This window comes from Streptomyces sp. NPDC043427 (assembly GCF_056436655.1).
In genome coordinates, this window is sequence record NZ_JBWKCC010000001.1 from 476,518 (window position 1) to 495,573 (window position 19,056).

Consider the following 19,056-nt stretch of genomic DNA (forward strand, 5'->3'; position numbering starts at 1 on the left):
CACATGGGAAGTCTCCTGACGGCATGTCAGAAATACCGGCACCCCTGACATTTGTCACACGGATCTCCGGACGGACGCATCTGCAGGGAGGCCGCGCCGGATCCGTAGCGTCGACACCATGACGAACACTGAACGGGAGACCGAACGGGCCGTCTCCTTCAGAGGCGCGGTCAAGACCTACGGCGACGTCCGCGCCGTCGACGGCGTCGACCTGGAGATCACGCACGGTGAGACGGTCGCGCTGCTGGGCCGCAACGGCGCGGGCAAGTCGACGACGATCTCGCTGCTGCTCGGCCTCGCCGAGCCGGACGCGGGCACGGTGGAGCTGTTCGGCGCGTCCCCGGAGGCCTCCGTGCGGGCGGGCCGGGTCGGCGCCATGCTCCAGGAGGCACGGGCGGTGCCCCGCGTCACCGTCGGTGAGCTGGTCGCCTTCGTCGCCGGCCGCTATCCGGCCCCGCTGCCCGTCGCGCGCGCCCTGGAACTGGCCGGGATCACGGAGCTGGCGGGACGACGCGTGGACCGGCTGTCCGGCGGCCAGACCCAGCGGGTCCGCTTCGCGGTCGCCCTCGCCGGTGACCCCGCGCTGCTCGTCCTGGACGAGCCCACGGCGGCCCTGGACGTCGAGGCGCGGCACGCCTTCTGGGATGCGATGCGGGCCTACGCCCGGCGCGGCCACACCGTCCTGTTCTCCACCCACTACCTGGAGGAGGCCGACGCCTACGCCGACCGGGTTGTCGTCCTGGACCACGGCCGGATCGTCGCCGACGGCACGGGCGAGGAGCTGCGCCGCTCGGCGGGCGGCAGCCTGGTCTCCTTCGACCTGGCGGGCCGGGACCCGGCGGACCTGGCCCTCCTGCCCGGCGTACGGTCCGTGGAGGTGTCCGGGGACCGGGCACGGCTGCGCACGGACGACTCGGACGCCACGGTGGTCGCCCTGGCCCGCCTGAACGCGATCCGCGGTCTCGAGGTCGCCCCGGGGTCGCTCGACGACGCCTTCCTGAACCTCACCTCCCGGCAGCGGGAGACTGCGCGGGAGTCGGTGCGATGAAGGACTACGTGCGCCTCGAGGTGCGCCGGACGCTGCGCGATGCGGGGTTCGTGATCGGCGGGATCGCGATGCCGGTGCTGATGTACCTGCTGTTCACCAACCTGGGCGACGATCAGGGCGATTGGCGGACCGTCGCGATGGTCGGCATGGCCGCGTACGGCGCCGTCGGCTCAGCCCTCAACACCGGTGGCGGGGTCGCCGAGGACCGGGCGGTCGGGTGGCTGCGGCAGCTGCGGGTCACCCCGATGCGCCCACGCGAGGTCGTCGTCGGCCGGGCGCTGACCGGCTCGGTGACCGTCCTCCCGGCGATCGTCGCGGTGCTCGCGGCGGGCGGCCTGCTCAACGGCGTACGGCTGGCGGCCTGGCAGTGGGCGGCGGTCGCGCTGCTGCTGTGGCTGGGTTCGTTCCCCTTCACCCTGCTCGGCCTCGGCAACGGCTACCGGCTGACCGGCCCTGCCACGGCGGTGGCGAACATGATGTGCAACCTGGGCCTGTCCGTCCTCGGCGGCCTCTGGTTCCCGGTCGCCCTGTTCCCGGGCTGGCTGCGCGCGGTGTCGTCGTACACGCCCACCAACCGGTTCGCGCAACTGGGCGGTGCGGTGGCGCGGGGCCACGCCCCGTCGGCGGGCGCCGTGCTCGTCCTCACGGCCTGGCTGCTGGTGTTCGGTTCGTACGCTGTGCTGTCGTACCGCCGCGTCGGTACGACCGTCTGACCGAGGGGGCGGAGCATGAGCATGTCCTGGAGCGGTACGACGAGACGGCGGCTGCGCCACTGGCGGCAGGCAGCCGCGCGGCACCGTGCCGAACGGCAGCTGTTCCGGGCCCGGCAACGGGAGTGGCGCAGGACCGGACGCCCGCCGGAGGACTTCGGCCCCGCGCCCTCGGGGTTCACCCTGCTGCCGTGGCTGCTCATGGGCATGGGCTCCTTCTCGAACCTCTTCCAGGGCGAGGCGTCGAACCCGGTGATCGCCGGCCTGGGCCTCTTCACCTTCAACTCCCTCTACATCTACGTGGTGTTCCGCGCCTTCGTGAAGGAGAAGCGCGAGGCGGTCTCCACCCGGGTGGCGCTGCTCGTGATGGGCCTGATCACCTGCGGTCTGGCCGGCGGATACGGCGGCAGCTGGCTGTACTTCTTCCCGCTGCTGGGCCTTGCCGTCGGCGCGGTCATGCGGGGGCCGATGCTGGGCCGCGTAGGCATCGCACTGACCGTGGTCGCGAGCGCCGTGACCGCATACCGTTCCGGCTGGGACGCGCTCAACGTCGCCTACGGCACGCTGCTCTCCACGATGGTGACCGCGGCGATCCTCTCCCTCACCGATGCCGTACGGGAGCTGCGCGCCGCCCGCGAGGAACTGGCCCGGCGTGCCGTCGAGAAGGAACGCCTGCGCTTCTCCCGCGACCTGCACGACCTGCTCGGCCACACCCTTTCGGTGATCGTGGTGAAGTCGGAGGCGGCCCGTCGTCTGGCGGGGCGGGACCTCGACGCGGCGCTCGGTCAGATCAGCGACATCGAGTCGGTGGGCCGCCAGGCGCTGACCGAGATCCGCGAGGCGGTCACCGGCTACCGCGAGGGCAGCCTCGTCACCGAACTGGACCGGGCCCGCTCCGTGTTGGGCGCGGCGGGCGTCGAGCCCGTGCTGCACCGGTCGGGCCCGCCGCTCGGACCGCAGACGGAGACCCTGCTGGCCTGGGTGGTGCGCGAGGCGGTCACCAACGTCGTCCGCCACAGCGGCGCCACCCGCTGCGAGATCACGCTCTCGGGCGCCCCGGAACGCGTCCGCCTGACGGTCGCGGACAACGGAACCGGCGCCCCCGATCCGGAAAGCCGGAAGGGCGTCGGCGGCACCGGCCTCACGGGCCTCAAGGAACGGCTCACCGCCGCCGGCGGCTCCCTCACCGCAGGCCCGGGCCCACGCCACGGCTTCACGGTGACGGCGGAACTCCCGGTGGACCCGCCGGAGCGACCCGAGGCTCCGACCCCGAACCACACCGAACAGCTCAAGCTCACACCACCGGCGCCCTCATGCCGGCGTCCAGGTGTCTGACGCCCCCTCGTCGCCGGGCCGGCCCCTGGTGTGCGTCGCGTAGCCCCACTTTCCGCCACGACCAGCACCTTCCTCGCCGCCTCACCCCCCGACCACCACCGCCGCGCTCTACTCTGACCCCGTGAGCGAGATGCCCCGGGATCACCGGCCCGCCAAGTCCATCCGAGTGCTGCTCGCCGAGGACCAGGGGATGATGCGCGGCGCGCTGGCGTTACTGCTCGGGATGGAGGCGGACATCGAGGTGGTGGCGCAGGTGGCGGCCGGGGACGCGATCGTGGACGCGGCGCTGGTCCACCGCCCGGATGTCGCGCTGCTCGACATCGAGCTGCCCGGCATGAGCGGCCTGGACGCCGCCGCCGAACTGCGCGAGCAGGCGCCGGACTGCCGGGTGCTGATCCTGACCACCTTCGGCCGGCCCGGGTATCTGCGGCGGGCCCTGGAGGCCGGAGCGGCGGGCTTCCTCGTCAAGGACGGCCCCGTGGAGGAACTGGCCGTCGCGATCCGCCGGGTGCTGACCGGCGAAACGGTCGTCGATCCCGCGCTCGCCACCGCCGCGCTCAGCGCCGGCCCCAACCCGCTCACCGCCCGCGAGTGCGACGTCCTCAAAGCCTCCGTCGACGGCGCCACCGTCGCCGACATCGCCGTCAGACTCCACCTCTCCGAATCCACCGTCCGCAACTACCTCTCCGCCGCCATCGGCAAGACAGGCACCCGCAACCGCATGGAGGCAGTGCGCGAGGCCCGCCAACAGGGCTGGCTGTAGGGCCCGAGGCAAAGCTGTCATTCCCTCAGGCGCCGCCGCGCCGGGCCGGTGACCCGCGCCCGCTAGGGCCTCTCGTATGGATCATGCCGGGCTCGCGGGCAACGACACCGGGCCCCGCTCCCTGATCCGGCCTGATCCAAACGAAAGACCCTAGCCGGTCACCTTGACGTCCTTGTACTCCGTCCCCTTCGGCGCGAGGCACACGAACCAGTCGAACGGCAGGCCGTCGACCCTCCGGATCGCGAACTCGTCGCTGTTGACGACGTTCTCCTCGGCCGCCCTGCGGACCACGGTCTTCGAGCCGTCCTTCCACGCGCAGGTCACTTCCCTGGCCGTCCTTGCCACGCTTCCGACCACCAGGCGCTCGGGACCGTCGGGATCGAGGTCGAGTGAGAGCATGCCGGCCTGGAGGTCCCGGCCGGACATGCCGCTCTCCTTGGTGACGACGTCCTCCATCGTCAGCTTGGGAGGCGCGTCCTTCCCGAAGGTGCGATGGACGAAGTACGCGCCCTTGCCGACGAGGTCGGCGGCCTTGCGGACGTCCGCCGGCATCCAGTCGCGCCGCGTCATCGCGTCGAGTTCGACCTGCGCCTCCTCCTCGTTGCGCGGCGCGGCCCACACGTCGATGGAGACGCTCCACTCCTTGCCCCCGTCGGTTCCGGTCGCCAGCAAGGTGGTGGACTCCGGCTCGGTCAGACTCGGCGAACCGGTCGACGACGGCCCGCCCGCCGCCGGTGTCGCACCGCTCGTGTGCCCGCCCGGCAGCCCGCTCAGCGCCAGTGCCCCCGTCGATCCTGCGACCACTACGGCGGTTGCCGTGGCCACCGCCCAGCGCCGGGCCCTGCGGCGGCGTCCGCCGCGGATCACGGCCTGGGTGGGGGCCATACCGATCTCGACCTCGTCCGCGGCGCCGGCCAGCAGAAGGGCGATGTCATGGTGCGTCATGTCGTGGTTCGTCTCCCGGTCCGCGTTCATCACTTGCGCCCTCCGTACGTCACCGTCTCCGCCAGTTCCGGTATGGCGCGGAGTTTCGCGATCCCCTTGGCCGCGTTGCTCTTCACCGCGCCCACCGAGCACCCCATGGCCTCCGCCGTCTGGGTCTCGGTCAGGTCCTCCCAGTACCGCAGGACCACCGCCTCCCGCTGCCGGGGCGGCAGTTGCGCGAGCGCCCTCAGCAGGGCGTTGCGGTCGTCGGCCTGGGAGATGCGGTCACCGGTGTCGGGCAGCTCGTGCGAGATTCCCGAGTCGTCCTTCGGTGCCAGGAACTCCTTCAGCCTTCTGCGGTGTTTGCGCGCGTGAGCGTTGATCATCACGCGCCTGACGTACGCCTCCGGGTCGTCGGCCGAGCCGACCCTGCGCCAGGCCGCGTAGACCTGTTCGAGCGTCGACTGGACCAGGTCCTCCGCGGCGTGCTGCTCCCCCGTGAGGAGAAATGCCGTCCGCATCAGCCGCGGCCAGCGGCCGATGACGAAGGCCTGGAACTCCTCGTCCCGGGCCTGCTTGCGATCCCCCATGGGCACCTCCTAGATGTTCAAAGGAGTCCACGAGCCCCTCGGATCGTTGCCTCACCTCACGAGCATTTTTCGCCCCGCCGTCGGCGAGCTCCGAGTCCCCTCACTGCGCGCGAGCCTTCCGAGGCAGCCACACCAGCATCAGCACCGCCCCCACCACCAGCACCCCCGTCCCCGCCCGGAACACCAGGGCGTACCCGGCCGTGACGGCCTCCAGCGTCTCGCCGCCCGCCGTGCCCGACGTGTCCGCCGTACGCGCCGCCGCGAGCGTCGACATGACCGCAAGGCCCAGCGAACCGCCCATGGTGCGCGAGGTGTTGACCAGACCGGACACCAGCCCGGCCTCCCCCGGTGCCACCCCGGACGTGGCCAGCGCGGCGAGTGGGGTCGCCGAGAGGCCCGCGCCCAGCATCATCAGGATGCCCGGGATCATGATCGCGGTGACGTACGCCCCGTGCGCGCTCATCGTCGACTGCCAGGCGAAGCCGACGGCGGCGACGAGCGTGCCCAGAACCGTCACCGTGCGCGCGCCGGCCATCCTCATCAGCCGGGGCGCCAGCTTCGAGCCGAGGACGATGGCGAGGGAGCTGGGCACGAGCGCGAGACCGGCCTCCAGAGGGGTGTAGCCCAGCACGTTCTGCGCGTACAGCGTCATGAAGTACCACATGCAGAACATCGCGAAGCCACAGAGGAACATCGCCGCGTTCGCCGACGACACCGAGCGCCGCCGGAACAGTCCGAGCGGCATCAGCGGCGCCGTCGTGCGGGCCTCGACGACGAGGAAGAGCCCGAGGAGCACAAGGCCTGCGGCCAGCGGCACCAGTGTGGACGACGCCGTCCACCCCTCGGCCTCGGTCTGCGATATGCCGTACGCGAGGGTGGCGAGACCGGATGTGACCAGCACCGCGCCCGGCAGGTCGAGTCGCCGTCGGTCCCCGGCGCGGCTCTCCGGGAGGCGGGCGGCGGCGCCGGCGAGGACGACCGCGCCGATCGGCACGTTGATCAGCAGCACCCACCGCCACGACAGCGCCTCCAGCAGCACCCCGCCGACCAGCCCGCCCGCGGCCCCGCCGCCCGCGCCCACCGCGGTCCATGTCGCGATGGCCCGGGCCCGGGCGGCGCCCTCGGGGACGGCGGAGGTGAGGATCGTGAGCGTCGAGGGCGCCAGCACCGCGGCGCCGAGCCCCTGTACGGCCCGCGCCAGCAGCAGGTGCGGGCCCTCCTGGGCCAGCCCGCCGGCCAGCGAGGCCAGCGTGAACAGGCCGAGCCCCACAAGGAACATCCGCTTGCGCCCGTACAGGTCACCGGCCCGCCCGCCGAGCAGCATGAACCCGGCGAAGGCGATCGAGTACCCGTTGGCCACCCACTGCAGCCCCGACGCGCCGAGCCCCAGCTCGGCCCGGATCGACGGCAGCGCCACGTTGACGACGGACACGTCCAGGACGACGAGGAACTGCCCGGCGCAGGCGAGGGCCACCACCAGCCAGGTGGGGGGCGCGTGACGACGGGACGTGCGGGTGGCGCCGGCGGCTCGCAGCATGTGGGTCATGATCCCAACACTCGCCGTGATCACCAAGAGAAGGTCAAGATTTCGTTAGGGTGCCAAAGCAACGGAATAGTTGCCCCGGCGCACGGGGTTCACCGTGCACGCACCTCCCGACTCTCCCGTTTCTCCCCTTACTCCCCGGCCTGGAGGCCCCCCTCAATGACGCAGTCGACGACCGACCAGCCCACCCGGAGAGCGAGCAGCGCCCTGGTCCCGGTGCTCGCCTTCGCGGGCATCGTTGTCGCGGTGATGCAGACCCTGCTCGTCCCGGTCATCAAGGACCTGCCGCAACTGCTGGACACCGCGCCCAGCAACGCCACCTGGGTCCTGACCTCGACGCTGCTCTCCGGAGCCGTCGCCACGCCGATCATGGGCCGCCTCGGCGACCTCTACGGCAAGCGGCGCATGCTGATCACCAGCCTCGCGGTGATGGTCGTCGGCGCACTGGTCAGCGCCCTCACAAGTGACCTGCTCGCCATGATCGTGGGCCGTACGCTCCAGGGCTTCGCGATGGGCGCCATCCCGCTGGGCATCGGCCTGATGCGCGACATGCTGCCCCGCGAGAAGCTCGGCTCGGCAATGGCCCTGATGAGCTCCTCGATAGGCGTCGGCGGCGGCCTGGCGCTGCCCGCCGCCGCCGTGGTCGCCCAGCACGCCGACTGGCACGCCCTGTTCTACGGCGCCGCCGGCCTCGGCGCCCTCGCCATCGCCCTCACCCTCCTCGTCGTACCGGAGTCCCCGATGCGGGCGGAGGGGTCCTTCGACGTCCTGGGCGCGCTCGGTCTCTCCACCGGCCTGGTCCTCTTCCTGCTGCCGATCACCAAGGGCAGCGACTGGGGCTGGACCTCGGGCACCACGCTCGGCCTCTTCGCCGCCTCCGCCGTCGTCCTCGGCCTGTGGGGCGTGATGGAGCTGCGCGTGAAGGCCCCGCTGGTGGACCTGCGCACCACGGCCCGCCCCGCGGTGCTCTTCACCAACCTCGCGTCGATCATGGTCGGCGTCTCCTTCTACGTCGTCTCCCTGGTCCTCCCCCAGCTGCTCCAGCTGCCGAAGTCCACCGGGTACGGCCTCGGCCAGTCGATGGTGGTCGCCGGTCTGCTGGTGGCGCCGCTGGGCCTGACGATGATGTTCACGGCGCCCGTCTACGCCCGCCTGTCGGCGAAGTACGGCCCCAAGGTCACCCTGATCCTCGGCCTGCTGATCATCGCGATCGGCTACGGCGCCGGCCTCGGCCTGATGAGCGCGCCCTGGCAGAGCCTGGTCATCGCGGTCGTCCTGGGTGCGGGCATCGGCCTCGCGTACTCCTCCCTGCCCGCGCTGATCGTGGGCGCGGTCCCGGCGTCGGAGACGGGCGCGGCGAACGGCCTCAACACGCTGATGCGGTCCATCGGTACGTCGGTGTCGAGCGCCGTGATCGGCATGGTGCTGGCCAACACCGCCGACAACGTCGGCGGCGTCGAGATCCCGACGATGCACGGCTTCCGCGTCTCCTTCCTGATCGCTACGGCCGCCGTCGCCGTCGGCCTCCTCCTGGCCTTCTTCCTCCCCGGCCGCCGCCCCGCCGACAAGCCCCAGCTGCGGGCGAGCAGCGAGGAGGACGCCAACCTGGAGCGCGCCGAGGAGGCCCTGCGAGGCTTCCGCGGCCGGGTCCTGGACGCCGCCGGCGTCCCGGTCGCCCGCGCCAAGGTCACCCTGATCGACCCGCGCGGCCGCCAGGCGGGCGCGACGCTCTCCGCCGAGGACGGCACCTACGCGCTCACCGTGCCGGCCGAGGGCGCGTACGTCCTGGCCGCGACGGCCACCGGCCACGCCCCGCTCGCCTCCTCCGCGACCCACGCGGGCGACGACCGCCCGGTGGACCTGGACCTGTCGCTGCCGGGCGAGCCGGTCACCGCGTAGCGCTCAACCGGGTGCCGGGCGGTGGCGTCCGGCGTCCGGCGTCTGCGGCATCGTCGTGGCTGAGCGCGCCCACGCGGCGGAGCCGCCCAGGGGCACTGCCCCGCGCCCCTTCGGGGGCGGCGCCCCCGTACCCCCTGTCGCTCGGCCGACAGGGGGTACGGCAGCATGGGCGCCCAGACAGTCGTACGACCGGAAGGCCCCCCATGCCCGCGGCACCCAAGTCCGAGATCCTGGCCGCGTTCGAGGCGGCGAAGGGGTTCATGCCGGTCGACGAGGGGCTCGCGCTGTACGCGGCCGCCGTCGAGGCGGGCGGGCTCGGGATGCCCCTGCTGGAGGTCGGCACCTACTGCGGCCGATCCACCGTCCTCCTCGCCGACGCGGCCCGCGAGGCCGGGGTCACCGCGCTCACCGTCGACCACCACCGGGGCAGCGAGGAGCAGCAGCCCGGCTGGGACTACCACGACCCCGAGACGGTCGACCCCGAGCTCGGGGTGATGGACACCCTGCCCACGTTCCGCCGCACCCTCCACCGCGCGGGCCTGGAGGACCACGTCGTGGCGCTGGTCGGCCGCTCCCCCCAGATCGCGAAGATCTGGACCTCCCCCTTGGCCCTCGTCTTCATCGACGGCGGCCACACCGACGAACACGCCACCGCCGACTACGAGGGCTGGGCCCCGCATGTCGCCGAGGGCGGGCTGCTGGTGATCCACGACGTGTTCCCGGACCCGGTGGACGAGTTCACCGGCCAGGCCCCGTACCGCGTCTACCTGCGGGCGCTGGAGTCCGGTGCCTTCACTGAGGTGGGTGACACGGGCTCCCTGCGTGTCCTGCGGCGAACCGGGGCCGGGGTCTGAGGGCGGGGCCCGCCGGTCACTTCCCGATGCTGATCCGGTCGTTGTCGAGCAGCGCCGTGTGCGTCGCCGACGTGATGATCAGCAGCATCAGCACGAAGCCGGTCAGGGGGTTGCCACTGTCCGGGTCCGGGTCCAGCGTGGTCGCGCCGACGAAGATCGCGATCTCGCCGACGACGTAGCCGACCGCCAGCCACGGCTTGACCACGCCTTTCACCGCCGCGACCACGAACGGGACCGCCGCGCACAGCCCGAGGGTGACGACGGGCACGAGGGTCCACACGACCTTCGCGAGGGCACTGTTGAACATGCGGGGCCGGGCGGGCGTGAGCGGCTGGTCGAAGTAGGGGCTGCCGGACATGGGTGTCTCCCGTTGACGGTGGGCGGTGCGTGGGGAAGTGTGCTGGGGGCGTGGTGGGCTGTCAGCCGTTTGCCCGGGAACGGTGCGCGCAGTCGCCGATGACGCCCGCTAGGGTGGCTGCCGTGTCGTACGCAGGTCCGGAATTCGAACCCTCTCCGCGCCGTCGGTCTCCCATGCGGCGGGCCCTGATCGTGGCGCTCGGCGTGCTCGTGCCGGGGGCGGTGCTCGGGTGGGTCGTGTGGCAGACAGCGGGTTCGCCCGGTGACTCGGACGGGTCGGACCGGACGGAGAGGACCGCGGTCGGGGCCTCCCCGACCTCCGCCGACGGCAAGGAGCCGAGGGGCTCGGCCAAGCCCTACGGTGCCGCTCCGCTCAAGGGCAAGGTCGTCGTCATCGACCCCGGGCACAACCCCGACAACTTCCAGCACACCGCGGAGATCAGCCGCAAGGTGGACATCGGGACCAACCACAAGGAGTGCGACACGACGGGGACGTCCACCAACTCGGGGTACACGGAGGCCCGGTTCACGCTCGACGTCGCTCACCGGCTGCGGACACTGCTCCAGCAGCAGGGCGCCACCGTGAAGTTGACGCAGGACGGGAACCGGTCTTACGGGCCGTGTGTGGACGAGCGGGCGCGGATCGGGAACACCGCGCACGCCGATGCAGTGGTGTCGGTGCACGCGGACGGGTCGGGGGCCGGGGACCGCGGGTTCCACGTCATCCTTCCGACGGCCGTGCACGAGGGTGGGGCCGACACCCGGCCCATCGTCGGGCCCTCCCGCGACCTCGGTGAGCTCATCGCGACCGACTTCGCGCACTCCACCGGTACCGAACCGTCCAACTACGTGGGCGACGGAAGCGGTCTCGTCACGCGAAAGGACCTCGGCGGTCTCAATCTGTCAACGGTTCCCAAGGTGTTCATCGAGTGCGGCAACATGCGCGACAGTAAGGACGCGGCACTCCTCACCAGCGGTGCCTGGCGACAGAAAGCGGCGCAAGGGATCTCGGACGGCATCTCAAGCTTTCTGAGGAAATAGATAACCGCTGCCGAGCAATCCATAGTTCTCTCAGCCTCTCCCGGCCAGTGTCGTGATGACATGACACCCTGCGACCGGGGCGGGCCTCATGGCGCGCCCTGCGGAGTGCAGACCCCGTGCCCCTCCCCCCAAGCAAGAACAGAAGTTCTTTCATCGAATGCGTGACCTTTAGGCGCGTTGCTCGTTGGGTGCGGTAAGGGGATCTTCAAAGCGGGGGAGGATGCCGAGTGAGCGGGAAGTTCCGGTCGCGGTCCGGTTGCACGATGCAGGGGTACAGGTTCGCCCTCGACCCCAACGCCGCACAGGAGAAGGCGTTGCATTCGCACTGTGGTGCCGCCCGCGCCGCCTACAACTGGGCCTTGTCCTGGGTGACCGACTCGTGGTGGCAGCGCAAAGCCGAAGCCACTTACGGCATCGGCGAGGAAGGTCTGACACCGTGGCGGCCGTGGTCACTGCCCGCGTTGCGCAAAGAGTTCAACCGGGTAAAGACCACCGACCCCAGGTTCGCCCACTGGTGGCGGGAGAACTCCAAGGAGGCCTACAACACCGGCCTCGCGAACGCGGCAGCCGCCTTCGACAACTACGCCAAGTCAAAGCAGGGCAAGCGTAAGGGGTGCCGAGTGGGCATGCCCCGGCGCAAGTCCAAACGAAGAGCCCTCCCGACCTGCCGCTTCACCACCGGGACCATCCGCGTCGAACCGGACGGCCGGCACATCACTCTGCCTCGGCTGGGCACGATCCGCACCCATGAACCCACCTTCAAGCTCCTGAACGGCATTCAGGCTGGGACGGCGCGCATCCTGTCCGCGACTGTCCGGCACGAGCGCGGGCGCTGGTTCGTCTCCCTCCAAGTCGAGGCCGTCCGCGAGATCACCCGCGTTTCCCGACCCGATGCGGCAGTCGGCATCGACCTGGGCGTCAAGCACCTCGCAGTACTGGCGGACAGCGCCGGAGAGATTCACCACGAGCCGAACCCAAAGCACCTGGACAGCGCCCTGAAGCTGCTGCGGTTCCATTCCCGCCGTGTCTCCCGGCGGCAGGGGCCAGACCGCAGGACCGGCCAGAAGCCGTCGAAGCGGTGGGAGAAGGCCAACCGCGAGCGCAACAAGCTTCACCACCGAGTGGCTCACCTGCGCACCGACGCGCTGCACAAACTCACCACCCGTGTGCGAGCCGAGTACGGCACCGTGGTGGTCGACGACCTCAACGTCGCCGGAATGCTCCGCAACCGCCGCCTGGCCCGGCGCGTGGCCGATGCAGGGTTCGGAGAGATCCGACGCCAGCTCACCTACAAGGGCCGACGGAATGCCTGTCCCACCATCGTGGCGGACCGCTGGTACCCCTCCTCCAAGACCTGCTCGAACTGCGGCACGGTGAAAGCCAAGCTGCCCCTGCAAGTTCGACTCTTCTCTTGCGACGCCTGCGGCCTGGTCCTGGACCGGGACGAGAACGCGGCCCGCAACCTGGTCGCCCTCGCGGCGGCCGTCACCACTGGTACCGGAGTGGCCGGAGACCAGGACACACAGAGCGTGTCGAAGCCCCGTGGAGCCAATCGTGAGACCCGCCGCCAACGCCCCGGCCGAAACACCAGCCGAGGCGGGCGGGCGGATGGCGTAGGCCTGCCGCATCCTCGGCGGAAGGAAACGGGAGACCGTCGTCAGGACACCGAAGCGAAACTCGCGCTCCGGTGACACCGTCACGGACCTTTCAGGCGGAAACGCCTGAGATGCCAAGAGTCATTGAGACTTCGAGTAACGGAATCGTGAGTTTCCTGCGTGGTAGCGATTCGCGGGCTGATCCGGGCGGACACCGTGGCCGGGCGGACGATAGGGTCCGTTTGTACGATGAGGGGCCATCCCCGCGCTTCCCACCGGGGCCGGAAGGCGACATGGTGACAGCGACGCCTCTACCGACGATGAGACGACCTACGAAGGACCAGAAGTGAACATCCGCTCCCTCACTAGAGGCGACGGCGTGGTGATCGGAGCAGCGGTGTTGCTGTTCATCGCGTCGTTCCTCGACTCCTACTCGTCCGACGCGGCCCCGGACAGCTACGACTTCCCCAGCTCCTGGGCAAGCGGTCCGATCCTCATGGGCGTGGTACTGGCGGGCCTCATCGGTGCCGCGCTCGTGGTCATCTCGCGCGGCCTTCCGCAGGTTCCGAAGGTGGCCGGGCTCGACCTCGGCCAGTTCGGGGTCGCGTTCACGGTCTTCGCGGCGTGGAGCGCGCTCGGCAACATCGTCGACCCGGCCAGCGGTACGAACAACTTCGAAGGCGCCGGCGACACTCTGGACGCCGGCGTCGGCCTGATCCTCGCCCTCATCGCCACCCTGGTCATGGCCGGTGCCGCCGTGGCTACCCCCTTGGTCCCCGCCCTCCAAGCCGCCCTCATCCCGGCCCCCAAGCCCCCGGCCCCCCAGCCCTACGGAGCCCAGCCCCCCGGTGGTTACGGCTACCCGGGCCAGCAGGGCCAGCCGCAGCCGCAGTTCGGCGGGCAGCCGCCGCAGGGCCAGCAGCCGTTCGCGGGGCAGCAGCAGCCGCCGCAGGGCCAGCCGCAGCCGCCGGCCGCGGACTTCTCGCCGTTCTGGTTCGCCGTGCCGGTGGCGCGGCCGCTGTTCCCGGAGGACGGCTCACCGACGCCGATCGCGGAACTCGCGCCGGGCACCTGGTACCTGGCCGTCGAGCAGAGCGGCCCGGGCCTGATCGCCCAGACCCAGGACGGCCGCCGCGGCGTCCTGCGCGACACCTCCGGCATCCAGCGCGGCTGAGCCCCCAGGCTCCCCGAGCCTCACCGACGGCCCCTCGCCCTTCCGGGCGGGGGGCCGTTGTCGTACAGTCGCCCTCTTCGCTGACGCACCGTCAGGAATCGCGAGGAGGCAGGCATGCGGCTCGGTCTCGCACTCGGCTACTGGGGGCGCGGCCCCTCCGCGGAGCACGTCCCGCTGGCGCGGGAGGCGGAGCGGCTCGGGTACGACTCGGTGTGGACGGCCGAGTCGTGGGGCTCGGACGTCTTCACCCCGCTCACCTGGATCGCCGCGCAGACCTCAAGGATCAGGCTGGGTACGGCCGTCGCGCAGATGGCGGCCCGCTCCCCCACCACGACCGCGATGCACGCGCTCACCCTGGACCACCTCTCCGGCGGCCGGATGATGCTCGGGCTCGGCCTGTCGGGACCGCAGGTCGTCGAGGGCTGGTACGGCCGTCCGTTCCCGAAGTCGCCGCTGACCGCGACCCGGGAGTACGTCGACGTCGTACGGCAGGTCCTCAGGCGCGAGGCGCCCGTCGAGCTGGCCGGGCGGTTCCACTCCCACCCCTACCGCGGCGCCGACGGCACCGGGCTCGGCAAACCCCTCAAGCCGATCACCCATCCCCTCCGCGCCGACCTGCCCGTCCTGCTGGGCGCCGAGGGACCCAAGAACGTCGCGCAGACCATCGAAATCGCCGACGGCTGGCTGCCGTTGTACTGGTCACCGACCAGGCCGGAGGTCTACGGGGAAGCCGTGAGCCGCCTCCCCGAGACTCGCGAGGGATCGAGCACATGTCACTTCCGCGTCGCCCCCATGGCCCAGGTGAAGGTGTGCGACGACGTCACCGAGGGGCTGCTCCCCGTCAAGGCCATGCTCGGCTTCTACATCGGCGGCATGGGCCACGCGGCCCGCAACTTCCACGCCGACCTGATGGCCCGCATGGGGTACGCGGAGGAGGCCCGGCGGATCCAGGAGCTGTTCCTGTCCGGGCGCCGCGAGGAGGCCGTGCTCGCCGTGCCGGACGCCTTCGCGGACGAGATCTCCCTGGTCGGTCCCCGCGAACGCATCGCCGAGCGGCTGGAGTTGTGGCGCAAGGGCCCGGTGACCGACCTCCTGGCCCTCTCTCCCGATCCGCACACGCTACGGGTGCTGGCCGAGCTCAACTCGTGACGGCTCACCGGAAGATGGCGACCGGGTCCAAGGTCAGCTCACCCCGACGCGGGTCCCACGTCCGCACCTTCCCCAGGCAGCGGGCCGGGAACTCCCCGGTGTAGTAGTCCTCGTCGCGGAACTCGCCCCGGCCCTCCGCCTCCGCGCAGGTGATCTTCACGTGGGCGGCAGGTTCGCCGGTGCCGTAGCGGGCGCGCAGCACCACGTCCCCGTTCTCCGTACGGCGGGCGGTGAAGCGGGCGGTGACGGAGACCCAGTCGGACATGACGGCGCTCAACGGCACCCGACCGTCCACGGCCCCGTCACGCAGGACGTCGGCGAGGGCGCGGTTGGGGGTCATGCGGCCGGTGACGAGGTCGGCGTCCACGACACCGTCCTCCCGGCGCATGGTGTCCATGAGCACGCCGATCACGTTCATGGGCGTGCTCTCCCGCAGGTAGGTGGTGATGCGTTCCTTGGTGACGCCCCGGTCCGCCTTGCCGCCGATCCAGGAGAAGAGCTTGCCCCACACGCCGTAGTTGCTGGTGACGTTGATCCGGTCGGCGACCTCCTGCGCGAGGGATTCGCTGAAGCGGCCCGTCTCGTAGATGTCCATGACGCGCTGCTTGTGCAGGTAGAAACACATGCCGAGGACGGTCGGCCCGCCGCGCCGGCCCCGCCTGCGCCGTCGGCCCGGGCGCACCAGCGCGTACCGCAGCAGGACGACGAAGCAGGCCGCTGTCAGGGCCCAGACCGCCAGCCACGGCCACCACAGACCCCACCACTGACTGTCAATGACACCCACGGATCTCCTTGAACGCGTCGGCGAGGGAGGAGAGTTCGGCGTCGACCACGCGGCCGCCGGTGGCTTCGGCGGCGCGCTTCAGGGCGGCCGCGTCGGCCTCTCCGAAATGGACGGGGAAGGTGGGTACCGCGTCTGCCTCAGCGCCGAGTTCGCGGTGCCGGCGCAGGAACTCGGCATAGGCGATACCCGCGTTGTTCTCGCCGTCCGTCATCAGCACGACGGCGACGGGCCGTTCGGGCTCCTCCCGTACGGCGGCGGTGGCGATGCGGTAGCCGCGGTCGAGGGCGGACCAGACGGCGGTGGCGTTGTCGAAGCCGCCCTCGGCGACGATCCGGTCGAGACTGCGGAGGTCGTCGTCGCCGCGTACGGTCACGGTGCGTTCCTGGAGCACGCGCCCGCCGAACCGTACGACGGTGAGGCGCTCCCCGCGGTAGAAGCGGGCGAACTTTCCGGTGGAGGTCTCATCGGCGCCGCTGAGCCCGGCGAAGGCGGCCCGCAGGTCGGCCATCCGCTCGCCGCGCATCGAGGTGGAGAAGTCCAGCAGGAACACCACCTGGTCGGCGGCCTCGCGCAGGGGTTCGCCGTAGTCGGCGACGAGTTGTTCGACGATGGACAGCCGGTCGGGGAAGGACAGGGCGTTGCCGACGGCCGTGCGCATCTGCGGGGAGGGCTCGACGTCCTGGTTGACCGGGCGTCGGAAGGTCCGCTGCATCAGCTTCTTCTGCGTGTCGGCGCTCAGCAGCCAGTCGACCACCTTGGCGTACGCCGACCGCTGCCGTTGGTCGAGCAGGAGCAGCGGGAAGTCGGACAGGACCATGCCGTCGTCCGGGTGGACGATCTCCAGGGGCTCGCGCAGCTTGCCGGTGGCGTTGAGGGACAGCAGTTCGGCCTCGTGGGCGATCAGCGCGTCGGCGTCGTCCTGGTGCCGGACGTAGTAGGCGATCAGGTCGCGGGAGCTGGCGCCGGTGAGGGTCTGGCCGGAGCGGAAGCCGCGCAACCGGTCGCAGGAAACGTCCTGTTCGCGCAGTGCGCCGCCGGTCGCGGCGGCGGCGGTGGCGACCCCGACGAGCGCGGCGCGCCCGGTGTCGCTGCGCCGCGGATCGGCCATCCCGAACCGTACGGTCCCGTCGGCGGCCGCGTCGGCGACGTCCGCCCAGGAGATCCGCCCGCCGGGTGCCCGCTCACGCACTTCCTTCGCCACCGCGGGTTCGAGGCCGACGACGACCGGGGAGCGCATGATCGCGGTGGACTCGGGGCGGGTCAGGCGTCCGCCGGAGTCCTGCACGCGCAGCAGGAACGAGCGGTCGGAGGCGAGCCAGGCCAGGTCGTACGAGGAGCGGCCGGAGGCGGGCAGTTGACCCGCCAGATCGGCGTTGGCCTTGTACTCCATGTCCAGCTCGACGCCCGTGTCGTCCTTGAGCTCACCCAACAGGGGTGCCACGTCGGCGAGTTCGGGGCTGGCGAGGACGCGCAGGGTGACGGGGTCGTCGTCGCGGCTGCAGGAGGTGGTGAGGGCGCCGAGGAGAATGAAGGCCAGGGCAATCGTCAGCGCACGTACGGGGCGTCTCACGGGGTGTCCCGCACGGTCGGCGGGCAGTTGCCCACGTAGTCGATGATCTCCTCCAGCACGCTCAGGTCGGGCTCGTACACCTTGGTCTGGTCGGGGTTCGGTGCCGGTGCCTGGATGCCGTGCTCGCGGAGGTAGGCGTTGAGCTGCTCGCTGGTGCCGTCCTCGCCGGAGAAACGGACACGGAAGCCGAGTTCGATGGCCCGCTCGCGCAGTTCCGCGTCCTCCTCGATGACCTGGACCAGGCGGTCGCCCCCGTCGGTGAGGGAGATGAGCTGCGGCTCGGTGAGGGCGTACGGGGTGGGGTAGAGCAGGACGCGGTCGGTGTCCTGTCTGCCGTGCTGGTCGTGGTAGGCGATCTGGTGGGCCAGGTACTGGTGCTCGTAGATGACGGAGATCGGCGCGATGCTCTCGCCGAGGTCGGAGAAGTAGCTCTCGGCCTGTTCGTCGGCCCACATGCCCTGGAGGTTGATGAGGGGTTTGATGAGGGCGGCGACTCCGTCGACGGTGTCGGCGGCGAGCTTCCGCTGTTCGGGGTCCTGGGTGCCGGGGGTGCGGTTCTTGTTCGCGACGAAGGCGAGCAGGCTCAGATAGGTGCCGGCGGAGTTGGACTCGCAGACGTTGGAGGTGCGCACGAGGACGCGGCCGCTGTTGCTGAGGTTTCGGCCGTTGAGTTCGTTGAAACCGATGCCGTTCCAGGTGTCGGCGGCCGGGCCGCTGCCGTCCTTGGGGTTCTTCGGGTCGTCGACGCCGTCGAGCAGGCGGGTGAAGTCCCCCATCCGGAGGTCGTAGTAGAGCGTCTTGCCACCGCCCGGGACCGGCTGCCGCGTGGCGACCCCGGCCTTCACCAGCGTCTCCGCGTAGTCGCGGAACGTGGACAGGACCAGCGGGGAGACGAAGGGGCGGGCCGATCTCACCGAGCGGCCCTGCCGGTCGAGGATCAGTTTCGCTGCGGGCTGGCCGGACGGGAAGACGACGTCCATGCCCTTCAGGGACTGGGTGGCGATACCGCGGGAGCCAAGGCGGTGGATGTCGACGCGGATGCCGTGCCGCAGTAACAGCCGCTGTACCTCTGGGTCTTTGAAGAAGTCCGACTTGGAGGCCATCTTGGCCTCCAGTGTGGTGATGTGTTCGAACGGGCGCAGGACGTTGCCCGAGACGGAGAGCGAGATCAGCCCGGCCAGGGCCAGCGGCAGCGCCACGACGACGTGACGGGGGATACGGCGGCGACGCATACGGCGCGTGGTGAGTCGCGGTTCCTCGATCGTGGGTGCTCCGGCGTCGGACAACGGCCCTCCTGCCACTCAAGGGGGCAGGACTATCGACAACCCCCGGGAACACGATCCCCCGGAGCCCGCAATTCCACTCGAACACGGGGAAAATGGCAGAGGGGTTTCATGAGGCCCATGGCGGCAACCCGTTGGACATGTCCCCTCGATATCGGAACGGTGCGAACCAGGCCGGCACGGTCATCGCCGTCGTGGCCGACATCATGGCCCTGATCCTGGGCCTGTGGATCCTGATGTACCTCCTGGACGCCAACCGGGCGAACTCCTTCGTGCAGTTCATCCACGACACCGCCCGCTGGCTCGCCGGCTGGTCACACGACCTGTTCACGTTCGACGAGGCCTGGGCGAGGGTGGTGGCGGGCTACGGCCTGGCAGCGGTGGTCTACCTGTTCGTGGGCCACGCCATAGCCAACCGGGTCCACCGTCACTGACGC

18 protein-coding genes are annotated in these 19,056 nt (G+C 71.0%); 11 read left to right on the forward strand and 7 right to left on the reverse strand.

All coding sequences use genetic code 11. From position 1 onward, the window contains the following. The first annotated feature begins 118 nt into the window (after positions 1 to 118). From AC067M_RS02205 to AC067M_RS02220, 4 genes are all read left to right on the forward strand, one after another. A complete protein-coding gene (locus AC067M_RS02205; RefSeq protein ID WP_478695049.1) occupies positions 119 to 1,048 on the forward strand; it encodes an ABC transporter ATP-binding protein in 930 nt (309 codons plus the stop codon). Next, positions 1,045 to 1,761, forward strand: a complete 717-nt coding sequence (locus AC067M_RS02210; RefSeq protein WP_478695050.1) for an ABC transporter permease — start codon at positions 1,045 to 1,047, stop codon at positions 1,759 to 1,761. The genes AC067M_RS02205 and AC067M_RS02210 overlap by 4 nt, the downstream gene beginning before the upstream one ends. A 21-nt stretch (positions 1,762 to 1,782) precedes the next feature. Then, complete coding sequence (locus AC067M_RS02215) at positions 1,783 to 3,093, forward strand: sensor histidine kinase (protein WP_478695349.1); 1,311 nt, start codon at positions 1,783 to 1,785, stop codon at positions 3,091 to 3,093. Positions 3,094 to 3,223: 130 nt separating this feature from the next. Further along, on the forward strand, positions 3,224 to 3,856 hold the full coding sequence (locus AC067M_RS02220) for a response regulator (RefSeq protein ID WP_478695350.1): 633 nt from the start codon (positions 3,224 to 3,226) through the stop codon (positions 3,854 to 3,856). Positions 3,857 to 4,006: 150 nt separating this feature from the next. Here AC067M_RS02220 and AC067M_RS02225 read toward each other — a convergent pair whose 3' ends face one another. The 3 genes from AC067M_RS02225 to AC067M_RS02235 form a co-directional block, all read right to left on the reverse strand. Further along, positions 4,007 to 4,801, reverse strand: coding sequence for a hypothetical protein (locus AC067M_RS02225; RefSeq protein ID WP_478695051.1), 795 nt, complete (start codon positions 4,799 to 4,801; stop codon positions 4,007 to 4,009). A gap of 29 nt (positions 4,802 to 4,830) precedes the next feature. Next, positions 4,831 to 5,370 carry a SigE family RNA polymerase sigma factor gene (locus AC067M_RS02230; RefSeq protein WP_478695052.1) on the reverse strand — a complete coding sequence of 180 codons (540 nt, stop codon included), beginning with the start codon at positions 5,368 to 5,370 and terminating at the stop codon, positions 4,831 to 4,833. A 100-nt stretch (positions 5,371 to 5,470) separates the two neighbouring features. Then, a complete protein-coding gene (locus tag AC067M_RS02235) occupies positions 5,471 to 6,916 on the reverse strand; it encodes an MFS transporter (RefSeq protein WP_478695053.1) in 1,446 nt (481 codons plus the stop codon). Positions 6,917 to 7,072: 156 nt separating this feature from the next. Between AC067M_RS02235 and AC067M_RS02240 the strand changes: the two genes are divergently transcribed. Together AC067M_RS02240 and AC067M_RS02245 are read left to right on the forward strand one after the other, a co-directional pair. Beyond that, a complete protein-coding gene (locus AC067M_RS02240) occupies positions 7,073 to 8,812 on the forward strand; it encodes an MFS transporter (RefSeq protein WP_478695054.1) in 1,740 nt (579 codons plus the stop codon). A gap of 203 nt (positions 8,813 to 9,015) precedes the next feature. Continuing rightward, positions 9,016 to 9,666: a class I SAM-dependent methyltransferase gene (locus AC067M_RS02245; RefSeq protein WP_478695055.1), complete on the forward strand. Its 651-nt coding sequence runs from the start codon at positions 9,016 to 9,018 to the stop codon at positions 9,664 to 9,666. A gap of 16 nt (positions 9,667 to 9,682) precedes the next feature. Here the strand turns inward: AC067M_RS02245 and AC067M_RS02250 are convergent, their stop codons facing one another. Next, positions 9,683 to 10,024: a hypothetical protein gene (locus AC067M_RS02250; protein ID WP_478695056.1), complete on the reverse strand. Its 342-nt coding sequence runs from the start codon at positions 10,022 to 10,024 to the stop codon at positions 9,683 to 9,685. Between the two features lie 122 nt (positions 10,025 to 10,146). Between AC067M_RS02250 and AC067M_RS02255 the strand changes: the two genes are divergently transcribed. From AC067M_RS02255 to AC067M_RS02270, 4 genes are all read left to right on the forward strand, one after another. Next, on the forward strand, positions 10,147 to 11,064 hold the full coding sequence (locus AC067M_RS02255; protein WP_478695057.1) for an N-acetylmuramoyl-L-alanine amidase: 918 nt from the start codon (positions 10,147 to 10,149) through the stop codon (positions 11,062 to 11,064). 263 nt (positions 11,065 to 11,327) lie between these two features. Beyond that, positions 11,328 to 12,755: an IS607 family element RNA-guided endonuclease TnpB gene (gene tnpB / locus AC067M_RS02260; protein ID WP_478695058.1), complete on the forward strand. Its 1,428-nt coding sequence runs from the start codon at positions 11,328 to 11,330 to the stop codon at positions 12,753 to 12,755. A 250-nt stretch (positions 12,756 to 13,005) separates the two neighbouring features. After that, positions 13,006 to 13,833 (forward strand): hypothetical protein, encoded by an 828-nt coding sequence (locus AC067M_RS02265; RefSeq protein ID WP_478695059.1) that lies wholly within the window; start codon positions 13,006 to 13,008, stop codon positions 13,831 to 13,833. Between the two features lie 114 nt (positions 13,834 to 13,947). Beyond that, positions 13,948 to 14,982, forward strand: coding sequence for an LLM class F420-dependent oxidoreductase (locus tag AC067M_RS02270; protein ID WP_478695060.1), 1,035 nt, complete (start codon positions 13,948 to 13,950; stop codon positions 14,980 to 14,982). Between the two features lie 4 nt (positions 14,983 to 14,986). On the opposite strand, the gene AC067M_RS02275 is transcribed toward AC067M_RS02270, so the two are convergent. From AC067M_RS02275 to AC067M_RS02285, 3 genes are read right to left on the reverse strand one after another with little or no spacing between them, the layout of a single operon-like run. Then, positions 14,987 to 15,766, reverse strand: coding sequence for a hypothetical protein (locus AC067M_RS02275; protein WP_478695061.1), 780 nt, complete (start codon positions 15,764 to 15,766; stop codon positions 14,987 to 14,989). Then, the gene (locus AC067M_RS02280) at positions 15,753 to 17,336 is read right to left on the reverse strand and encodes a vWA domain-containing protein (RefSeq protein ID WP_478695062.1); all 1,584 of its coding nucleotides are present in this window, start codon (positions 17,334 to 17,336) and stop codon (positions 15,753 to 15,755) included. The genes AC067M_RS02275 and AC067M_RS02280 overlap by 14 nt, the downstream gene beginning before the upstream one ends. Continuing rightward, complete coding sequence (locus AC067M_RS02285; RefSeq protein WP_478695063.1) at positions 17,333 to 18,622, reverse strand: hypothetical protein; 1,290 nt, start codon at positions 18,620 to 18,622, stop codon at positions 17,333 to 17,335. Before AC067M_RS02285 ends, AC067M_RS02280 begins: the two co-directional genes overlap by 4 nt. A gap of 137 nt (positions 18,623 to 18,759) precedes the next feature. Here AC067M_RS02285 and AC067M_RS02290 point away from each other — a divergent pair, with 137 nt between their 5' ends. Beyond that, entirely contained in the window at positions 18,760 to 19,053 is a 294-nt protein-coding gene (locus tag AC067M_RS02290; protein ID WP_079662668.1) for a hypothetical protein, read from the forward strand. Positions 19,054 to 19,056: the final 3 nt, after the last annotated feature.